At 38.0% G+C, this 18180-nt stretch carries 18 protein-coding genes; 5 read left to right on the plus strand and 13 right to left on the minus strand.

What is annotated here, in order from left to right:
* The first annotated feature begins 118 nt into the window (after positions 1–118).
* Positions 119–811, plus strand: a complete 693-nt coding sequence (locus BMMGA3_RS10090; RefSeq protein ID WP_004435182.1) for a Crp/Fnr family transcriptional regulator — start codon at positions 119–121, stop codon at positions 809–811.
* Between the two features lie 61 nt (positions 812–872).
* On the opposite strand, the gene hcp is transcribed toward BMMGA3_RS10090, so the two are convergent.
* The gene (hcp, locus tag BMMGA3_RS10095) at positions 873–2159 is read right to left on the minus strand and encodes a hydroxylamine reductase (RefSeq protein ID WP_004435184.1); all 1287 of its coding nucleotides are present in this window, start codon (positions 2157–2159) and stop codon (positions 873–875) included.
* A 196-nt stretch (positions 2160–2355) separates the two neighbouring features.
* Between hcp and BMMGA3_RS10100 the strand changes: the two genes are divergently transcribed.
* A complete protein-coding gene (locus BMMGA3_RS10100; RefSeq protein ID WP_004435186.1) occupies positions 2356–2829 on the plus strand; it encodes an Hsp20/alpha crystallin family protein in 474 nt (157 codons plus the stop codon).
* Between the two features lie 159 nt (positions 2830–2988).
* On the opposite strand, the gene BMMGA3_RS10105 is transcribed toward BMMGA3_RS10100, so the two are convergent.
* Positions 2989–3528 carry a YppG family protein gene (locus tag BMMGA3_RS10105; RefSeq protein ID WP_004435190.1) on the minus strand — a complete coding sequence of 180 codons (540 nt, stop codon included), beginning with the start codon at positions 3526–3528 and terminating at the stop codon, positions 2989–2991.
* Positions 3529–3726: 198 nt separating this feature from the next.
* Between BMMGA3_RS10105 and BMMGA3_RS10110 the strand changes: the two genes are divergently transcribed.
* The gene (locus BMMGA3_RS10110) at positions 3727–3936 is read left to right on the plus strand and encodes a YppF family protein (RefSeq protein ID WP_004435193.1); all 210 of its coding nucleotides are present in this window, start codon (positions 3727–3729) and stop codon (positions 3934–3936) included.
* A 148-nt stretch (positions 3937–4084) separates the two neighbouring features.
* Here BMMGA3_RS10110 and BMMGA3_RS10115 read toward each other — a convergent pair whose 3' ends face one another.
* The 3 genes from BMMGA3_RS10115 to BMMGA3_RS10125 form a co-directional block, all read right to left on the minus strand.
* Complete coding sequence (locus tag BMMGA3_RS10115) at positions 4085–4453, minus strand: YppE family protein (protein ID WP_004435196.1); 369 nt, start codon at positions 4451–4453, stop codon at positions 4085–4087.
* 80 nt (positions 4454–4533) lie between these two features.
* Positions 4534–4794 carry a hypothetical protein gene (locus BMMGA3_RS10120; protein WP_004435198.1) on the minus strand — a complete coding sequence of 87 codons (261 nt, stop codon included), beginning with the start codon at positions 4792–4794 and terminating at the stop codon, positions 4534–4536.
* A 174-nt stretch (positions 4795–4968) separates the two neighbouring features.
* Positions 4969–5955, minus strand: a complete 987-nt coding sequence (locus BMMGA3_RS10125; RefSeq protein WP_004435200.1) for a DUF2515 domain-containing protein — start codon at positions 5953–5955, stop codon at positions 4969–4971.
* A gap of 118 nt (positions 5956–6073) precedes the next feature.
* Between BMMGA3_RS10125 and recU the strand changes: the two genes are divergently transcribed.
* Positions 6074–6685 (plus strand): Holliday junction resolvase RecU, encoded by a 612-nt coding sequence (gene recU, locus BMMGA3_RS10130; RefSeq protein WP_004435202.1) that lies wholly within the window; start codon positions 6074–6076, stop codon positions 6683–6685.
* A 43-nt stretch (positions 6686–6728) separates the two neighbouring features.
* Positions 6729–9641 (plus strand): transglycosylase domain-containing protein, encoded by a 2913-nt coding sequence (locus BMMGA3_RS10135; RefSeq protein WP_038502205.1) that lies wholly within the window; start codon positions 6729–6731, stop codon positions 9639–9641.
* A 33-nt stretch (positions 9642–9674) separates the two neighbouring features.
* Here the strand turns inward: BMMGA3_RS10135 and BMMGA3_RS10140 are convergent, their stop codons facing one another.
* The 8 genes from BMMGA3_RS10140 to dinG all read right to left on the minus strand — a co-directional run bounded on the left by BMMGA3_RS10140 (position 9675) and on the right by dinG (position 18156).
* On the minus strand, positions 9675–10181 hold the full coding sequence (locus BMMGA3_RS10140) for a YpoC family protein (RefSeq protein WP_034669376.1): 507 nt from the start codon (positions 10179–10181) through the stop codon (positions 9675–9677).
* Positions 10182–10186: 5 nt separating this feature from the next.
* Positions 10187–10843 (minus strand): endonuclease III, encoded by a 657-nt coding sequence (gene nth / locus BMMGA3_RS10145; RefSeq protein WP_004435208.1) that lies wholly within the window; start codon positions 10841–10843, stop codon positions 10187–10189.
* Between the two features lie 63 nt (positions 10844–10906).
* Positions 10907–11611, minus strand: coding sequence for a DnaD domain-containing protein (locus BMMGA3_RS10150; RefSeq protein WP_004435210.1), 705 nt, complete (start codon positions 11609–11611; stop codon positions 10907–10909).
* A gap of 164 nt (positions 11612–11775) precedes the next feature.
* Positions 11776–13071, minus strand: a complete 1296-nt coding sequence (gene asnS / locus BMMGA3_RS10155; RefSeq protein WP_004435212.1) for an asparagine--tRNA ligase — start codon at positions 13069–13071, stop codon at positions 11776–11778.
* 158 nt (positions 13072–13229) lie between these two features.
* On the minus strand, positions 13230–14423 hold the full coding sequence (locus BMMGA3_RS10160) for a pyridoxal phosphate-dependent aminotransferase (RefSeq protein WP_034669377.1): 1194 nt from the start codon (positions 14421–14423) through the stop codon (positions 13230–13232).
* A 25-nt stretch (positions 14424–14448) separates the two neighbouring features.
* Positions 14449–14811: a cell wall elongation regulator TseB-like domain-containing protein gene (locus BMMGA3_RS10165; RefSeq protein WP_237712838.1), complete on the minus strand. Its 363-nt coding sequence runs from the start codon at positions 14809–14811 to the stop codon at positions 14449–14451.
* 124 nt (positions 14812–14935) lie between these two features.
* Positions 14936–15106 (minus strand): YpmA family protein, encoded by a 171-nt coding sequence (locus tag BMMGA3_RS17425; protein ID WP_004435220.1) that lies wholly within the window; start codon positions 15104–15106, stop codon positions 14936–14938.
* Between the two features lie 239 nt (positions 15107–15345).
* The gene (dinG, locus tag BMMGA3_RS10170; protein WP_004435221.1) at positions 15346–18156 is read right to left on the minus strand and encodes an ATP-dependent DNA helicase DinG; all 2811 of its coding nucleotides are present in this window, start codon (positions 18154–18156) and stop codon (positions 15346–15348) included.
* Positions 18157–18180: the final 24 nt, after the last annotated feature.

An 18180-nucleotide genomic window follows, 5' to 3' on the forward strand; every position in this document is an offset into this window, starting at 1 on the left:
AATTTTTGCATAATAAAATGTCCCTTCCATTCACTATGAGTTGAACGGTTATCACTATCTAAACAACATTATCATTTGTTACAATTGATTCAAGAGTTCAATCATTTGAGGTGAAAAAATGAAAAATGAGGAAATAACAAACGCGCTTTCTGCTTTTGATCTTTTTAAGGAACTCAATGATCAGGAATTAGGAAAAATTGTTTCTGTGTCTTTTTCGAGAGAATGGAAAAAAGGCAGTCATGTCTTTATGCAAGGAGAACCGCTGAAAAACGTATATTTTATTTATGATGGAAAAATTAAAATTTACAAAACAGATACACATGGAAAGGAACAAATTGTCGCCATCCTAAAAAAAGGAGATATGTTTCCCCATGTCGGTTTTTTCCGAAAAGGCGAGTACCCTGCTTTTGCAGAAGTAATGGAAAAATCAACACTGGTGGTTGTGCCGATATCCGGTTTTGAAAATGTTTTAATCGAAAATCCTAAATTATGCATTAAAGTCTTTAATATTCTTGGTGAAAAAATTGTTGACCTCCAAAAACGGCTCGAAGAACTAATATTGAATAATACATACGAGCAAATCATTAAACTGCTCATCAGGCTTGCTCGGGAACATGGCGTCAAATTAGATAATGGCAGCTTATTACTAAAAGCTGAATTTACGAATAAAGACCTAGCAAATATGATTGGTACGACAAGAGAAACTGTAAGCCGCACACTAACCAAAATGAAAAAAGAGAATCTAATCAAAATGGACGGAAACGGAGACATGATTTTAACACCAGAAAGGCTGTTAGAAGAAATATTATAATTTAGAAAGGGTCAGACCCCTCCAGTAAATTACAGTATTGGAGAGGTCTGACCCAACTTAATTATTGAAGCATTTCTTTCATATCTTCTTGAGCATTACCGATTAATTTTAATCCAAATGTGTCTTGAAGAACCTTCATAACTCCTTCAGATATAAACTCCGGCGGTTTAGGCCCAATACGAATATCTTTAATTCCGAGACTGAACAATCCAAGCAAAATAGCGACCGCTTTTTGCTCGAACCAAGAAAGGACGATGCTAACCGGCAATTCATTGATCGGACATTCAAACGCATCGGCTAACGCTTTTGCAATTTTTACAGTAGAAATGGAATTATTGCACTGTCCTAGATCTATATATCTCGGGATATTCGTCCCCGGCACTGTTCCATAATCAACATCATTGAATCGAAACTTTCCACAAGAGGTTGTTAAAATAACAGTTTCAGGCGGCAAAGATGTTGCCAGTTCCCTGTAATACTCTCCTCCTTTTCCAGGGGCATCACAGCCGGCAATCACAAAGAATCGTTTAATTTTTCCTTCTTTTACAGCCGCAATTACTTCTGGAGCCAATCCTATAACTGTTTCATGGTGAAATCCTGTTATTAGTGTTTCATCTGATTCTATATTTGCTTCAGGAAGCTCTAATGCTTTTTCAATTAATGGAGTAAAGTCATCATTGATTATTTTTTGCACGTTTTCAAGACCGGCCACTTCAAATGAAAACATGCGATCCGCATATGTGCCCTTAATCGGCATGACGCAGTTTGTTGTCGCTAGAATCGCACCAGGGAATTTTTCAAATAATCTTCTCTGGTCGTACCATGCCTTGCCGATATTACCCTTTAAATGAGGATATTTTTTTAACTCCGGATATCCGTGCGCCGGCAGCATTTCTGAATGGGTATAAACATTAATTCCTTTTCCTTCTGTTTGCTTTAGAAGTTTTTCGAGCGCAAATAAATTATGGCCTGTTACAACAATGCATTTTCCTTCAATCTTATTCTGTGACACTCGGATTGGCTGAGGAATGCCAAGCCTTTCCGTATGGGCTTTATCGAGCACTTCCATGATCCGAACTGCTGACTGGCCTACTTTCATAGCCATATCAATGTGCTCCTGCAAATTGAAATTAGAGTTCGTTAAGGTCAAATAAAGCGCTTCATGTGTAGTAGCATCCACGAATGGGTCGGTATATCCGAGTTGATTTGCATGTGTACGATAGGCGGCAATGCCTTTCAGTCCAAAAATGATCGTATCCTGAAGGCTTGCTATTGTTTCATCTTTTCCGCAAACACCGACAATTTTACATCCACCATTCGGAGTTTGTTCACATTGATAGCAAAACATAAAGTAAATCCCCTCCCTGTAAACATTACGCACCTCTAGCATACAATCGTTTTTTGCATGAATGTGTGATGTACGTCACATCGGGGCTATTTGTCATAAATCGTTCAAATGATTGTGAACATAATTGATGAAACCTCTGTTCCTATCAATGCATATTATATTGTGAATATTTCTGTTAAAGAGAGGAGAATCCCTTATGTCTTCAAATCTTCCAATCGATCCTAAACGGAACAAGCAGGAGCCGTTTGGGCAAATAATGAAGTCAATAAATGATTTCTTTAATGAAAAACCTGTCAAAGGTTTCTTGCAATCGATTGATGAATTTTTCAAGACCCCTTTTCCGCCTTCCTCTTTTCCTGTAGAAGTTAAAGAAACGGATAAAGAGCATATTGTGAGTGCCGAATTGCCGGGTGTAAAAAAAGAACAAATTCATATCAATGTTTTAGGCAATTATTTAACAATTTCCATTAACAAGGATGAAACAATTATTGAACAAAATGATACTTCGAAATCATACCAAAAAAGACAATCGTTTCAGCGAACAAGCAGAACGATCGGTTTTGATCAGCTTATTAACGAAAAGAAAATTAAAGCCACCTATCAAAACGGATTGTTAGAAATTAGAATTCCTAAGCTCAAAGGAAAACAAATCATCATAGACGCTGAATAATCAAAGTGCAAAGATCCGCGCAAATTAAGAAGTGAATATAATAATTAAGCAAAGGCTCCTACGTTTTGTTTGTATCAACAATGTAGGAGCCTTTATTTCTTAACACTTTTTGTATATGTGGTCTTAAATCAACATTTTTTGAATAAAAAATAAGTAATATTATGCTTTAAACATTCCACCAAGCCCCTTTATCATCGATGAGACTTGAGTTACTGCATTCATCATTTGACCGGTAGTATTGATCATTTTGTTAAAGTCAATGGATCCGTCTTGAGTTTTAAAAGAATTTATTATCGATTGAACTCCGGAAGGCTGCTTTGTCAAATACTGAAATTTCGGATAAGGATTTGCAACAGGATAAGGATTTATTTGCTGTGAATAAGGCTGAAGGTTCCCTTCTTCTGCCGGCTGTAATGGATTTTGAAAAAGGATATTCGAGTAGCTTTGCTGTCCATTGTATGGATTTGCGTAATTCTGATGATTCCCGTATGGAGAATGTATCGGATTCGTTGCAGGTGCAAATTGTTGTTGGTATGCGTAAGGGTTCCAGTACATTGACTGATTTAAACCCGCATAAGGGACAATCCGCTGGTTCGAAAAGTCAAAACCCGGTGCAGGAGAAAAGTAGGGATATCCAATTTGTCCTTGCCCAAACGGAAAATTTATTTCATAGGCTGGTCTTTTTTTTCGGCCAAACATGGCGAACGCCCTCCTTAATTAATTCACTTCTACATTTTATGCTTTTTTAAAAGATAGGTGAAAGCGGAGGAATTTCATCCCTATTTTGTCTAACCGCGGAGGATATTGTCGGAAGTTTTAAATTTTCAAAAAATAAGGATTTTTCATTATCCATGATAAAATGTTGTTAAAGGGGAAAAAGATGAAGGAGGAATTGAAATGAATATTCACGAGCTAAAAATGAAATTTGGACAAAAACGCGATTACACTACAGAAAACGTAAATCAATTATTGGATTTTGCTAAAAAAGCGTACATCCATAATGAAATTTCCATTAATGACTATCGCAATCTTGTTCGTGAGCTTGAAGCTTTAGGCGCAACAATACCTGATTCTTTGAACAACGACTCCCTCATCGAAAATGCATAAATGTAAGCGCATAAATGTAAGCGCATAAATGTACCGATCAATGAGGCTTGCTTAATAAATCAAAGGGTCTGACCCCTCCATCAAATTTTAATAAAATCTATATAAAGTTATTGTTGGAGGGAGTCAGACCTTTATGGGTAGTCCTATTTTATTTTTTGCTTTCAAGTTCCATTAATAGTCCTGTCAAAAGAAAACGGACAGACTGGAAATGATCGATAAACCGCTTTCGGCTTGTTATTGAAAAGAACGCTTGAATTGAAATCATCTCAATATTTTTCGAGCAATCTTCAATCTGTTTCTTATGGAAATTTCTAGGCTTTTCTTTCGTGATCCAATCGATCGCCGCTTTCTTCCACTGATCAGTTAACTTTGCAGTTTCATCCACAAAAGGCTTCACTTCTTTATAGAAATCAGCATCGGTTTTCGACTCTTTTATCTCCTCAAAACGAGCGTATGCTTTTACTGCCGCCTCTAAAAGGTCTTTTGTAAAATCATAAAGCTTTTTATACTCACTCATTTTTTCTTCTCCCAATGCCTAAAAAAAGTAGCACATATGAAAGCTCCCAACTACGTCTTTCCTATTCATTGTATTAATAATTAATATCCAAGTTCAAGTATAACGTCTGAAGCTTCTGGGACATAATTTTCTTGCTCCTTTATTTCAACCTTATCCATCTCTAATTCCATTGCCTTAAGTCTTTCCTCACAAACGGACAGTCTTTTTAAATGTTCCGCTTGAAAGTCTTTTTTGTACTCTGTTATCGAGGTATGAAGAACAGAATCTAATTCCTCAAGTTTGTCATATATTTCACCTAATATCATCAACAGCTCTTTTTTTTGAACATTCAACTCCTTCATGACAAATACCTCCTTCGGTTTCATAACTACCTAATTCGCTCTTGTATTTGTTCTTCCTCCACCATTGACAAAACTAGAATTAATTCGGCAAATAAAGTGCAATTCTCTGTATATCTTTGCTCTTTTTCGACATATTTTGGGATGAAAATCAAGCCACTTTTCACTTCTATTCATTCAAAAAATATTTTTTATAGTAATAAGACAGTGAAGTTGCTTTTGTTTTTTCAAATACCAATCAGTGATCAAAATAGGATGTCGATGTTGAATATGAGAATCAAGCCATTTCTTTTTCAAATGGCCGCTTTGAAACCAATCGCCGAACCCATCTAAATGGTTTTCAATGACAGGAAATGTTTCCCGCAAAATTGGCGTATCTCTTTGCTTTTTGCAAATAAAGTACTGCTCGTAATCATATCTTGAACCAGTATGTGGAGTGGTCTGAGCGAACTGCAAAAATAATGGATATAATTTTGGAGCAAATAGAATATCCGAAAGCCTCTTTCCCAAGTCAATTCTTTTGCTAACATGACGAAATCCGTTTACACTTGCACCATAAAGCTGACCGTTGCAAGTTGGAAACAGGACGGAATTAAAGTGAAGCCAATCTTGAAAAAAAAACAGAAAAGAATGAAACACCAATCGATTATATACGGGATGCTTGATCACGGGTTTTTGGATGACATTTTGTTCATTAATAATGAGAGCAATCATCAATCGATTTTTATTTTTTTCTTTCCAAAATGTTATCCATTCATTTTCCATGAACGCTGAGATTTGAAAAAAACTCCGCAAGTGAAACATCGGACGATTTAATTTCGTCGAATAATGGTAGAGTAAAAGCTGGGGATAAGCATCTTTAAAGATTAACCAATTTGCACGTTCATATGTTAAAAAAAGCTCTTTCCTAGCTTGTTTGCTCAAAATACTTGATAACCATTTCCCTTCCAAGTCACACATATTCCAACCGGCATTTCTGGAAACCATGCTCGCCAAAAATGCCCATTTAATTTCGGGATAATTCAAGAAAAACTCAAAGTATGCATTTGTTCTGGAGATGTTATCAACATTATTTTTACTCGTTTCAATAGTTATCAGCTTTATAAGATCCTGTTCGCTTATTGAACGTTCGGGATTCGTTTGATAAATGCTTTTTGATGTCATCAGCTTCTCCTTTGGGAAATGCTTATGCTATGTTTAGTCTGTGGAGGAATCAAGTTTTTATTCAACCATTGGGTGTGAAGATTTGTTATGATAGGTAGTAGTTTGTGAGGTGGCTTACATGAATTTTCACTATCCGAATGGAAAACGTTATATTCCGAAACAGAATTTTTCCGAAAACATACAGAAAGGAAAAAACGCAACTTATAGCAACCGAGGAATGACGCTCGAAGAAGATCTAAATGAAACAAATAAATATTATCTACATAATAACATTGCTGTCATTCACAAGAAGCCTACGCCAGTGCAAATTGTTCATGTTGATTACCCGAAAAGAAGCGCGGCAGTTATTAAGGAGGCTTATTTTAAACAGCCGTCTACTACCGATTACAACGGTGTTTATAAGGGGAAATATATTGATTTTGAAGCAAAGGAAACCCGATATGAGACTTCCTTTCCTTTAAAAAACTTTCATGAACATCAAATTCAGCATATGAAAAATGTTTTAAACCATGGCGGAATTTGTTTTGTAATTCTCAGGTTTTCATCCACTGAGGAAATATATTTCCTTAAAGCTGAACATCTGCTAGAGTTTTGGGAAAGAATGACTAATGGAGGCAGAAAGTCGATATCCAAGGAAGAGATTGAAAAATTCGGGCACTATGTACCTATTGGATTTCGTCCCCGAATTGACTATATTAAAATAATAGATTATGTTTATAATCTTGCATGAACCTTTTACCAATCCTGATGAACTTAGAAAGGAAGGATTTTATATGGCAGAAAAATATCAGACAAGGGAGGAGCGCAGAAAGCAGCTTGCCGCCAAGAAACAGAAAAAAAGCAAGAAAAGCCCTGCAGGAATTTTCAAAAAGATTTTTCTTGCTTTCATTGTCCTTGGTCTTGTTGGATTATTGTCAGGTGTAGCAACCTTTGCTTATATGATTAAAGATGCACCTAAGCTAAATGAAAAGTTACTAAAGGACCCTATTTCTTCAAAGATCTATGATATGAATAATCATCTTATTGCCGAAGTAGGTTCTGAAAAAAGGGACTATGTTGATTACGACCACATTCCAAAACTTGTTGAACATGCGGTTTTAGCAACAGAAGATTACCGTTTTTATAAGCATCATGGAGTTGATTTGATCCGATTAGGCGGTGCAGTGATTGCAAACATCACGCATGGTTTTGGTTCCGAAGGCGGCAGCACGATTACACAGCAGGTTGTTAAGAATTCATTCTTAACTTTTGACAAAACATTAAAGAGGAAAGCCCAAGAAGCATGGCTTGCCTTCCAACTCGAACGAAAATATACAAAGCATGAAATATTTGAAATGTATGTCAACAAAGTATATATGTCTGAAGGCGTCCATGGCATCGCTACTGCAGCAAAAATTTACTTTGGCAAAGACCTTAAAGACTTAACGTTGCCTGAAGCTGCGTTGCTGGCCGGAATGCCGCAAAGTCCAAATAACTATAATCCTTTTGAACATCCGGACAGAGCGGAAAAACGCCGCAACATTGTTCTTTCACTTATGTATAAGCATGGTTATATAACGAAAGAAGAGATGGAAAAGGCTCAGAAAGTTCCTGTTACATCAACACTTGTAAAAGAAGAAAAACGTAAAAAAAATGATAAGCCATACGATGCGTTTGTCGACGCTGTCATTGATGAAGTAGAAAAATACGGTGATTTTGATATTTTTTCTGATGGATTAAAAATTTATACAACTCTTGATCCAGATGCCCAGTCATATGTTGAAAAAATGTTGAATTCAAATGATATTGTCCAGTTCCCTGATGATAAGTTCCAGGCAGGTATTGTTCTCTTAGATACAAAAACTGGTGAAATCAGGGCAATTGGCGGAGGCCGCAATCAGAAAGTAAAAAGAGGATTTAACTATGCGATTGATACGAGACGCCAACCAGGTTCAACAATTAAGCCGATACTTGACTATGGACCTGCAATTGAATATTTGAAATGGGGCACGTACCATACATTAGTCGATGAACCGTATACCTATTCAGACGGTACTCCGATTAACAACTGGGATAACAGGCATATGGGACCGATGACGATGCGTGAAGCTCTCGCACGCTCCCGAAATGTTCCTGCCCTTAAAGCATTGCAAGAAGTTGGGCTGGAAAAAGCTAAGGACTTTGCAAACCGTTTAGGAATTCCGTTGAAAGAAATTTATGAATCCTATGCAATTGGCGGTCTTGGGAACAAAGACAAAGGCGTTTCGCCTCTGCAAATGGCCGGTGCATACAGTGCTTTCGGAAATAACGGTTTCTATACTGAGCCGCATGCTATTAGAGCTATCGAATTCCGTGATGGAACAAAAATTGATACAAGTCCTGAACCCAAAGTGGTTATGAATGACTATACAGCATTTATGATTACAGACATGCTTAAGAGTGTTGTGAAGGATCCTTACGGAACAGGAACACGTGCAGACATTCCAGGATTGCCTGTTGCCGGAAAAACCGGTACTACAAACTATTCTCAAGCAGACAGAGAAAGGTATGGCATTCCTGACGGGGCAGTTCCGGATTCCTGGTTTGTCGGTTATACGACCAGGTATACTGCAGCCGTCTGGACCGGATATAAAGACCAAACGGAGAACTATATACCAGCCGGCGACGATCAAAAGATTTCCCAGTACTTGTTTAAGAACTTAATGGAGCACGTTTCAAGAGGCGTCGAAACGCCTGATTTTGAAATGCCTAACAGCGTGGAACGAGTAAGAATTGAAAAAGGCTCGGTTCCTGCTAAACTGGCTAGTGAATATACACCTGAAAACATGGTACTTTATGAATACGCAGTGAAAGGCCATGCGCCTAGCCAAGTTTCCGAAAAGTTCTATAAGCCTGAAGCACCTAATATCCAAGCGAAATACGATGAACAAGCAAATCAAATTGTTCTTTCTTGGGATTATAACACTGAGGGTGACAACCAAGGCGTACAATTTGTAGTAAATGTTTCGATCAATGGAGGACCTGAACAACAATTAACTGTTACTGAAGAAAAAGGATTTAGCATTGCAAACCCGGTGCCGGGAGGCATTTATAAATTTAATGTAATTGCCGTCAAAGGTAATCTGCAAAGCGCTCCGGGAAGTGCAACAATTCAGATACCTGATCCGTCTAATCTCGGAAAAGATGACAAAAAAGGTGATAACCAAAATAACGGAAACCAAGGCGATAATTCCGGAAATAATGGATCCAATCAGCCAGGTTCCGGTAACAACCAAGGAGGCAATGGATCCGGAGACGGTAACACTGGTGGTAATGGTCCCGGTGACAACGGTGGTAATGGCACAGGAGGCAACGGCGGTACTGGCGCCGGTGGCAACGGCGGTACTGGCGCCGGTGGCAATGGCGGTACTGGCGCCGGTGGCAACGACGGTACTGGCACCGGTGGCAACGACGGTACTGGCGCCGGTGGCAACGGCGGTACTGGCACCGGTGGCAATGGCGGTACTGGCGCCGGTGGCAATGGCGGTACTGGCGCCGGTGGCAGCGGCAGCCATGGTCATGGTGCCGGAAGCAATGGCGGTACTGGCACTGGTGGCAATAGTGCATCTGGAAGAGCCAATGGCGCTGGAAGTGTTGGCAGTTCAGGAGGTACCGGATCATCTGGACATACTGGCCAAACAACAGGAGGATTTTCTAGAAATAGGTAATTTCAAGTATAAAAAGAGGCTGACAAAGAAAAGTCAGCCTCTTTTTTTTAAAGCCATATGTTTAACAAATTGTTTCTCCTGTTCAGCCATTAGTTCTGATAGCTGAATGAACGAATGATAATTTCCGGGCCGGTTCATGATAAACTCCAGCCTTTCATACACATTAATGGGTTTAACTTTTAACTTATCAAAATTCAGCCCATTAAGGCGAGCAGGAACATGATTGCTCCAAAAAACAGCCTGAAGAAAGATACCGATTCCCTTTTTCATAGGCTGTAAAGCTCCCACGCTGTCTCTTTTTTCAAAAAGCTCTAATAGATTTTCTTTAACAGCCTTCCATTCTTTAAAAATTATTGGAACATATTGCTCGGCATTCTCCCAAGGCTTTATAGCATCTATTCCTGAAAAATAAGCCGCTTCATAAAAAAATGTAAATCCAAGATTCAGCTTATATGCGAACTCTTCCTTCCAAATCAATTTCTCCGACGGAAAAAAGAAAGGATTCCTTAATTCAGACGGAATCGTAATTTCTTTTACCATGCTGTTCACGATTCATCCTTCCTTTTCATTCTTTTCTTACCTTCCCTGCACAAATCTAGAAGCGGGCAGAGTTCACATTTTGGATTTTGCGCTTTGCAATGGTATCGGCCGAAAAAGATCATTCGATGGTGGGTAATTGACCATTCCTCTTTTGGAACTTTTCTCATTAACGTCTTTTCAACTTCCAAAACGGAATCTTTCCACCGGCAAATGCCCAACCTCTTGCTCACACGTTCCACATGGGTGTCAACAGCAATGGCAGGCACTCCAAAGGCTACAGAAACAACAACGTTCGCCGTTTTTCTGCCTACGCCTGGAAGCTTCATTAATTCATCACGGTCCATGGGAACCAATCCCCCATATTCGTCGATAAGCATCCTGCAGAGACTTTGAATGTTTTTTGCCTTATTTCTGTACAGCCCAATCGACCGAATATCATTTTGCAGCTCCTCTAAAGGAACACTTAAATAGTCTTCAGGCGTCTTATACTTTTTAAACAGATCTTTCGTAACCTTATTTACCAGTGCGTCCGTACATTGTGCAGAAAGAAGAACAGCAATAAGCAATTCAAAAGGATTGCTATGATTCAGCTCACCGTGTGCATTTGGGAACATTTCCGCCATTTTATCCAAACAATATCGTATTTGACTGTTATTTAACATTGATTCTCACCTAACTAAAAAGTATTACAAAAAAACAAGGACTTTCTTCCGGCGAACATTTCCCTATTGTTCAAGCCAGTTATAAAACGGGATGGTTCTCGTTTTTTCCGTCTGTTCTTTCTGCTGTTCCATTCTCTGTGATTGAAATTGCCTAAACTTTCTTCCATAACTTTTTGCCTGCTCGATCGTTTTAATTCCATTTTTCTTCCATTCAAATAGAATTCGGTCAATATATCGAAAGTTTAACTTCCCTGAGATAACTGATTCTCTAAGAGCAGCTTTGATAATAACCGGATCATGATGATCATCATCCAGCCACATGGACAGCGTTTCAATTTCAAATGGAGACAGAGGACGGCCGAATTCTCTTTCAAAAATTGTATATAAGTCTGTTTCTTCTTGAAGCTGAGTTTCATATTTTTGTTTCTTTTGTTCAGTTAAAAACTGCTCAATAAGTTTTTCCCAGAGTGGCTCAAGTGAATATTTTTCAAAACGGATTCCATCCTCGGAATACCCGTCAATAATTAAAATAAAGCCTTTTTGTATTAATCTTCGCAGCATGTCCGTACATTCAGCCGCAGAAATGGTCATGCGGTCGGAAAGCTCCGCAGGTGTAGGAAATTCATTCCCTTTTTCTAAAAAAGAAATAACGTGCAACAGAAGTGTTAATTCTTGTTCATTTAAATTCATTTTTTTATAATTGCTTAACAAAGCTGCAGGTATCGTAATACTTCCTTCTTTAAGCCAAGCCAATAAATTTTCCTTCATCCCAAGACACCTCTCTTTCAGTATAGCATGGACAAAACCTTCAAGTAAGCCAACTATACCTTTAATCTGCTTATTAAAAGAAGATAAATGTTCTTTCCGTTCCATTTCTCGCTAAAACACAGCATTAATGCAAGAAAGCCCGCAACAAGGCGGACTTTCCACTCTTATGGATATAAACGATTTAATAAACGAGGAAAAGGAATCGTTTCACGTACGTGTTCAACACCGCTGATCCAGGCTACTGTTCTTTCAAGACCTAGACCAAATCCAGAATGCGGTACTGAACCATATTGGCGCAGCTCGAGATACCATTTGTAAGCATCCAGATCCAGATGATGTTCCTCAATTCTTTGCTTTAATAATTCATAATCGTGGATACGTTCTGATCCACCAATAATCTCACCGTAACCTTCCGGTGCAATCAAGTCGGCACATAACACGACATCTTCCCGATCAGGGTCAGGCTGCATGTAGAAAGGCTTCAACGAAGTTGGATAATGGGTAATAAATACAGGTTTGTCAAAGCTTTCGGCAATCGCTGTTTCATGGGGTGCGCCGAAATCATCTCCCCATTGAATATCATCAAAGCCTTTTTCGTGCAATAATTTAATGGCTTCATCATATGTTATTCTTGGAAAAGGAGCCTTAATATTTTCAAGTTTGCTTGTATCGCGCTCAAGTGTTTTTAATTCAAGACTGCAATTTTGCAAAACAGATTGGACAATATGTGAGACATACTCTTCTTGAACTTTTAAATTGTCTTCAAATTCGTAAAAAGCCATCTCTGGTTCAATCATCCAGAATTCAATTAAATGCCGGCGCGTTTTTGATTTTTCTGCACGGAAAGTTGGACCAAATGAGAAAACCTTTCCTAATGCCATCGCAGCTGCTTCCATATAAAGCTGCCCGCTTTGGGAAAGATAAGCATCTTCATCAAAATATTTTGTATGAAACAGTTCTGTTGTACCTTCCGGTGCACTTCCCGTTAAAATCGGAGGATCTACTTTCACAAACCCATTGTTGTTAAAAAACTCAAAAGTTGCCCTGATGATTTCATTGCGTATTTTCATAATAGCGTGCTGACGTCTTGAACGGAGCCAAAGATGGCGGTTATCCATTAAGAACTCTGTTCCATGCTCTTTAGGAGTTATCGGGTAATTTACAGCATGATGAATAACTTCAACGTTTTTAACTAGCAGCTCATAACCGAAAGGTGAACGTTCATCTATTTGAACCACACCTGTTACGAATAGCGATGATTCTTGAGTAATTGATTTCGCTGTTTGGAATACATCTTCAGGCACTTCGTTCTTTACGACTACACCTTGAATAAAACCCGTGCCGTCACGAAGCTGAAGAAAAGCAATTTTTCCGCTTGATCTTTTGTTAGCAAGCCAAGCGCCAATTGTTACTTCATTGCCAACAAATTTATGAACTTCTGATATGGTTGTTTTCGTCACGATTATGTTCCCTCCAAAGAAATGCAAAAAACTCTTCTCTATGTACCGAACTTTATTATAACGCTCGCCTTATTAAGAAGCAACATAAAGCAGGGCCCTCACTATTTACCTGAGAGCCCTGATAAAACTGCAGCAATAATTCTCGATTGCTTTGGCCATTATTGTGTAATTTTCATTTTGCTTTCAACAAATCGCTTCATTCTTTCAACAGCCTGTTCAAGTAATTCGAGAGAGGTTGCATATGATAACCGGATATTGTCAGGGGCACCGAAGCCTGAACCTGGAATAACAGCCACTTTTGCCTCTTCTAATAAGGCTTTTGCAAATTCATCTGTATTTTCATATCCAGTTAATTCGACAGCTTTTTTTACATTTGGAAATAAATAAAAGGCACCTTGTGGTTTGATGCAAGTAAATCCTGGTATTTCTATGAGCTTATCATAAATAGCATTTAAACGCTCTTCAAATGCTTTTCGCATCTCTTCAACAGATTCATCAGAGCCTGAATAAGCAGCGATGGCTCCGTATTGCGCCGTAGTCGTCGGATTTGAAGTACTATGGCTAGCAAGATTAGTCATTGCAGTAATAATTTCTTTATTTCCTGCTGCGAAACCAATTCTCCATCCTGTCATCGAATGTGATTTCGCTAAACCGTTAATCATAATTGTTTGTTCTTTTAATTCTGTTGACAATTGAGCAATCGAAATATGCTTATTTTTTCCATATACAAGCTTTTCATAAATTTCGTCCGAAATAATTAAAATATTATGCTTAACACACACTTTTCCTAGTTCAAGCAGTTCGTCCTCTGTATACACCATACCAGTTGGATTGCTTGGAGAATTGATAACAACAGCCTTTGTGCGGTTAGATATTGCTTGTTCCAATTGAGAAGGTGTAATTTTAAATTCGTTTTCTTCTGAACCTTCAACAAAAACGGGAACCCCGCCGGCTAATTTGACTTGCTCAGGATAGCTGACCCAGTAAGGAGTCGGGATGATGACCTCATCACCCTCATCAAGAATGACTTGAAAAAGAGTGTACAGTGCATGCTTTCCTCCAACAGTGACAATGATTTCGCTTGGGTCATAGTCAATCCCTTGGTCGCGTTTTATTTTTTCCACAATTGCTTTTCTTAAGGCAGGCAAACCTGCTGAAGGAGTATATTTTGTATGCCCTTCATTCATTGACTTTACTGCTGCATCAATAATATACTGAGGCGTGTTAAAATCAGGTTCCCCTGCTCCAAGTCCGATTATATCGTGGCCTTGTGCTCTTAATTCTTTTGCCTTCGCAGTAATTGCAAGCGTAGACGAAGGTGTCAGTGCTTTTACTCTTTGTGCAAGTTTGATTTCCATGCTATTGCCTCCTAAAAAATTATAAATTTTCTATTTTTGTAAGCCATTCCCCTGTTTCAAAATCTACATAGTAATAATTTATTAAATCGTTCTCAGAAAGGTAATATATCTCCCATGCAGGCCTGTTTTTTAACATTCCGAGACGCACATCCAGAATTTTTTTTGGATTTTTTTCCTCTTTTAATTTCTTGATTGCATCTTGTTTAGAAATTCCATCTTTTTCTTTCTTGACGGTAACTTTCTTATCTTTTTCAGAAATCCAAACAATAATTTTTTCTCCTTTGCTGTTTTCACCCCATATAACATCATATGGTTCAAGCCCATTATATAAAGAAAATCCTCTTACACTTTTCAAATTTGTTTTTTCTTTGGCAATCTTCACCGCTTTTTCTTCGGCGGCTTTAACGGGCTTGACAGCATTTAAATAAACATTTATGAAAAATCCTAAAATAATGATGATTGCGAGTGAGCTAATAAAAATCCACTTTTTCAATGAAATCACTTCTTTATGTACGATAAATTGTAAAAACGGCTGTATTTTGATCGTCCTTATCGAGCGCAAGGCCGAACATTAAATTTTCCCCCTTAAGCGTCCTGTTTAATGTATCAACAATTTTATACAAATCCGGACTGCTTTGGACTTTAACTGTTGATAAAATTTCAATTTTACTTTCCATTCTGGAATTCCTCCTAAAAGCACGACAAAAATTGTTACTTATATAGTTCCAACAGATAGGAAACATTAGAACTACAGTACAGACAACTCTAACAACAATTATAACAGGTAGAAACCTTTAATGATAACAATTCATGAATGTTTTAAAAAAATTAATTCTAGTCCACACACATTTAAAGACTGATTCATAAGGGGCTGACTCCCTCCAACTAGGAGGGGTCTGACCCTCGTCATAAATTATCATAGCCAATCGTGAATGAATTGAACAAGCTCATTGATATTGCTTTTTTTGATAGGTATTTTTGGAATCGAATCAAGGAACGTTTTTCCATATCTTGTTGTAATAATTCTTTTGTCAAAGACGACAATAATTCCTCGGTCTTGCTCAGATCTTATCAGCCTGCCAAACCCCTGTTTAAATCTGATGACTGCTTCCGGCAAAGAATGATCGGAAAATGGATTGCCGCCATTCCTTTTTATCGCTTCACATTTTGCTTGAACGATCGGTTCATCCGGAGGAGAAAACGGCAGCCGTACAATAATAAGGCATGACAAGTCTTCTCCTGGAATATCAACACCTTCCCAAAAACTGTTTGTTCCTAGCAGGATCGCTTTGTCAAATCGCTGGAAATTTCGTGTAAGCCTTGTCCTGCTTCCGCTTGTGATCCCTTGAGCAATTAATGCATAGTCTTCTAAGAACCCGCTCTCTTTCATGAGTTCATACGTTTTTTTTAGCATATCATAAGCTGTAAACAATACAAGCATTCTTCCTTTTGTCGCTTCCGCGATTGAAATCAAATGCTCTACAATCGAAGCGGTATATTCTTCCATGGACACTGTGCTTATTTCCGGAAGGTCTTCAGAAATAATTAGCTGAACTTGTTCAGAATAACGAAATGGTGAAGGAATCGTTTCTGTTTGATAATCAAGGTTTTCAAGCCCCAGCTCTCTTACAATAAACTTGAAAGAGTTTTTTACAGTTAATGTAGCAGATGTAAGGACTACACTCTTTTTATCAGCGAAAAATTGCTGTTCCAAAAAAGAAGAAACCTCTACAGGCTGTGCGTAAACAGTTGTAGCATTTTGAAATGCTCTTAAGTCTGTCTCAATCCATATGACATACTCCGGCTGCTGGATAATAAAGAGGTTTTTAATGACATCTTTGACTTCCTTCAAACTTTCAAAAACTGAAGCTATTTCCTCAAGCACCGCTTTTTGTTCACCGGACCGCTCAACTTTAAATTGATTCATCACATGCAGCCGTTTTTTAAAAAGGCAAATCAGGTCTTTGATTAGAAATAAAATCCGCTCCGAAACAGCTTGTAAAGCATTCCATTCCTTCCCGGACTCATTGTTTGTTAACCGATATTTTATTTTGTTAAAGGCCAAACCTTTATCCTTTGTTTTTTTTCCTGCATAAACACTAATTGTTTTAAATAACTCATCAAATTCAATAGATAAATCCGATATTATCTGGTTAACTTCAAATGTATGAACTATTTCGCTATTTTGCCATTTTACGTCATTCAACAGCTGTTCAAACTTGTAAAACAGCTGTTTCTGCTCATAGGTACCAAGCCTGCTTAGCAAATGCCTGATTGCCAAATAGTCAAGTGAAAAACCAAAATGTTTACCTGCTGCTTTTTCAAACTGATGTCCTTCATCAATAATCACATAATGATAATCGGGTAAAATCGATTGATCTGCCCCTGCATCAGAAAGGAGAAATGCATGATTGGTAATAATAAGATCAGCTGATTGCGCTTCATTTCTGGCTCTTAAATAATAGTCATGAGAAGACCATGCCTTTCCTTGAAGAAATGCAGTCTCATCATTCTTAATATAATTCCAAAACAGCCTGCCCCCGCTTGATAAGTTTAACTCTTCATAGTCACCTGTATCAGTTTCTAACAGCCATACGAGGATTTGCATTTTTGTTAAACAAGTATCATAATTATCGTCCTCTTCATTTAAAGAGAGCTTAAATTTAAAAAGGCTGATATAGTGATTTCTTCCTTTTAATAGAACTGTTTTTATCGGAAAGCTAAATATTTTATTTAAAAGGAGAATATCCCGTCTTAAAAGCTGTTCTTGAAGCTGGGTTGTATATGTGCTGATGACAACAGGCTCGTTTTTCAGCTTTGAAAAGATGACAGCCGGAATAAGATAAGCAAGTGATTTCCCTACTCCTGTCCCTGCCTCAATTAATGAATGCTGTTGATTTAGAAAAGAATGGTACACGGTATCCATCATTTGAAATTGACCGGTTCGCCTTTCAAATGCCGGAAACGCTTTTTGCAAGAGAGCTTCTTTACTTTCAATATCAAAAGGATACTCTAAATGTGATGGATTCGAAACACTTTTCGGAAGATCCTTCTTCTTTTTTAAAGCAATACCACGAAAGATTTCGATGGATTCAGGCAAAACTTCAATGGTTTGTTCCTTTTTCATAATGATATCTCCGAGAAGTACATGTAAATCACTTTTAAGTCCATCAGATAGCTTATATAGCTGACGCATTGTACATAACGGTATTTTTTGAAGCTTTTCAAGTAAAATTAACAGCAGCTCCGCTGTGACGTACGCATCACTATCAGCTTGATGAGGGCGGTCATGGGATAATTTCTCCTTTGCAGCTAAATCAGATAGTTTATAACTGTCAGCAGTAGGCAACAGAATTCTGGCAAGCTCAACTGTATCCAAAATAGGGCCGAAAAACCCCTCATATCCCGCATGAATCAGTTCTTCCTGAAGAAATGACAAATCAAAAAGCACGTTATGGGCTACAAAATAAGCGCCATCTAGCAATGATAATATTTTGGGAGCAATCTCCGAAAAAAACGGAGCATTCTTTACCATTTCATCATTGATTCCCGTAAGCTCTTCAATAAATGGCGAGATCTCTTGTTCTGGATTTACAAAAGACGAATATTGTTCAATAATTTTTCCATTTTCGATAACAACCGCCGCAAACTGAATGATTCTGTCTCCTCTTTTAGGGGCATTGCCGGTTGTCTCCAAATCAATAACTGTGAATTTATGTTGATTCATTTTGAAACACCTCAAATATTCAAT

This window comes from Bacillus methanolicus MGA3 (assembly GCF_000724485.1).
Classification (GTDB): domain Bacteria; phylum Bacillota; class Bacilli; order Bacillales; family Cytobacillaceae; genus Bacillus_Z; species Bacillus_Z methanolicus_A.

Excerpts from the sequence above, each read along its gene's own strand:
- BMMGA3_RS10090 (WP_004435182.1), top strand. The coding sequence starts at position 119 with ATGAAAAATGAGGAAATAACAAACGCGCTTTCTGCTTTTGATCTTTTT.
- hcp (WP_004435184.1), bottom strand. The coding sequence starts at position 2,159 with ATGTTTTGCTATCAATGTGAACAAACTCCGAATGGTGGATGTAAAATT.
- BMMGA3_RS10100 (WP_004435186.1), top strand. The coding sequence starts at position 2,356 with ATGTCTTCAAATCTTCCAATCGATCCTAAACGGAACAAGCAGGAGCCG.
- BMMGA3_RS10105 (WP_004435190.1), bottom strand. The coding sequence starts at position 3,528 with ATGTTTGGCCGAAAAAAAAGACCAGCCTATGAAATAAATTTTCCGTTT.
- BMMGA3_RS10110 (WP_004435193.1), top strand. The coding sequence starts at position 3,727 with ATGAATATTCACGAGCTAAAAATGAAATTTGGACAAAAACGCGATTAC.
- BMMGA3_RS10115 (WP_004435196.1), bottom strand. The coding sequence starts at position 4,453 with ATGAGTGAGTATAAAAAGCTTTATGATTTTACAAAAGACCTTTTAGAG.
- BMMGA3_RS10120 (WP_004435198.1), bottom strand. The coding sequence starts at position 4,794 with ATGAAGGAGTTGAATGTTCAAAAAAAAGAGCTGTTGATGATATTAGGT.
- BMMGA3_RS10125 (WP_004435200.1), bottom strand. The coding sequence starts at position 5,955 with ATGACATCAAAAAGCATTTATCAAACGAATCCCGAACGTTCAATAAGC.
- recU (WP_004435202.1), top strand. The coding sequence starts at position 6,074 with ATGAATTTTCACTATCCGAATGGAAAACGTTATATTCCGAAACAGAAT.
- BMMGA3_RS10135 (WP_038502205.1), top strand. The coding sequence starts at position 6,729 with ATGGCAGAAAAATATCAGACAAGGGAGGAGCGCAGAAAGCAGCTTGCC.
- BMMGA3_RS10140 (WP_034669376.1), bottom strand. The coding sequence starts at position 10,181 with ATGGTAAAAGAAATTACGATTCCGTCTGAATTAAGGAATCCTTTCTTT.
- nth (WP_004435208.1), bottom strand. The coding sequence starts at position 10,843 with ATGTTAAATAACAGTCAAATACGATATTGTTTGGATAAAATGGCGGAA.
- BMMGA3_RS10150 (WP_004435210.1), bottom strand. The coding sequence starts at position 11,611 with ATGAAGGAAAATTTATTGGCTTGGCTTAAAGAAGGAAGTATTACGATA.
- BMMGA3_RS17425 (WP_004435220.1), bottom strand. The coding sequence starts at position 15,106 with ATGGAAAGTAAAATTGAAATTTTATCAACAGTTAAAGTCCAAAGCAGT.
- dinG (WP_004435221.1), bottom strand. The coding sequence starts at position 18,156 with ATGAATCAACATAAATTCACAGTTATTGATTTGGAGACAACCGGCAAT.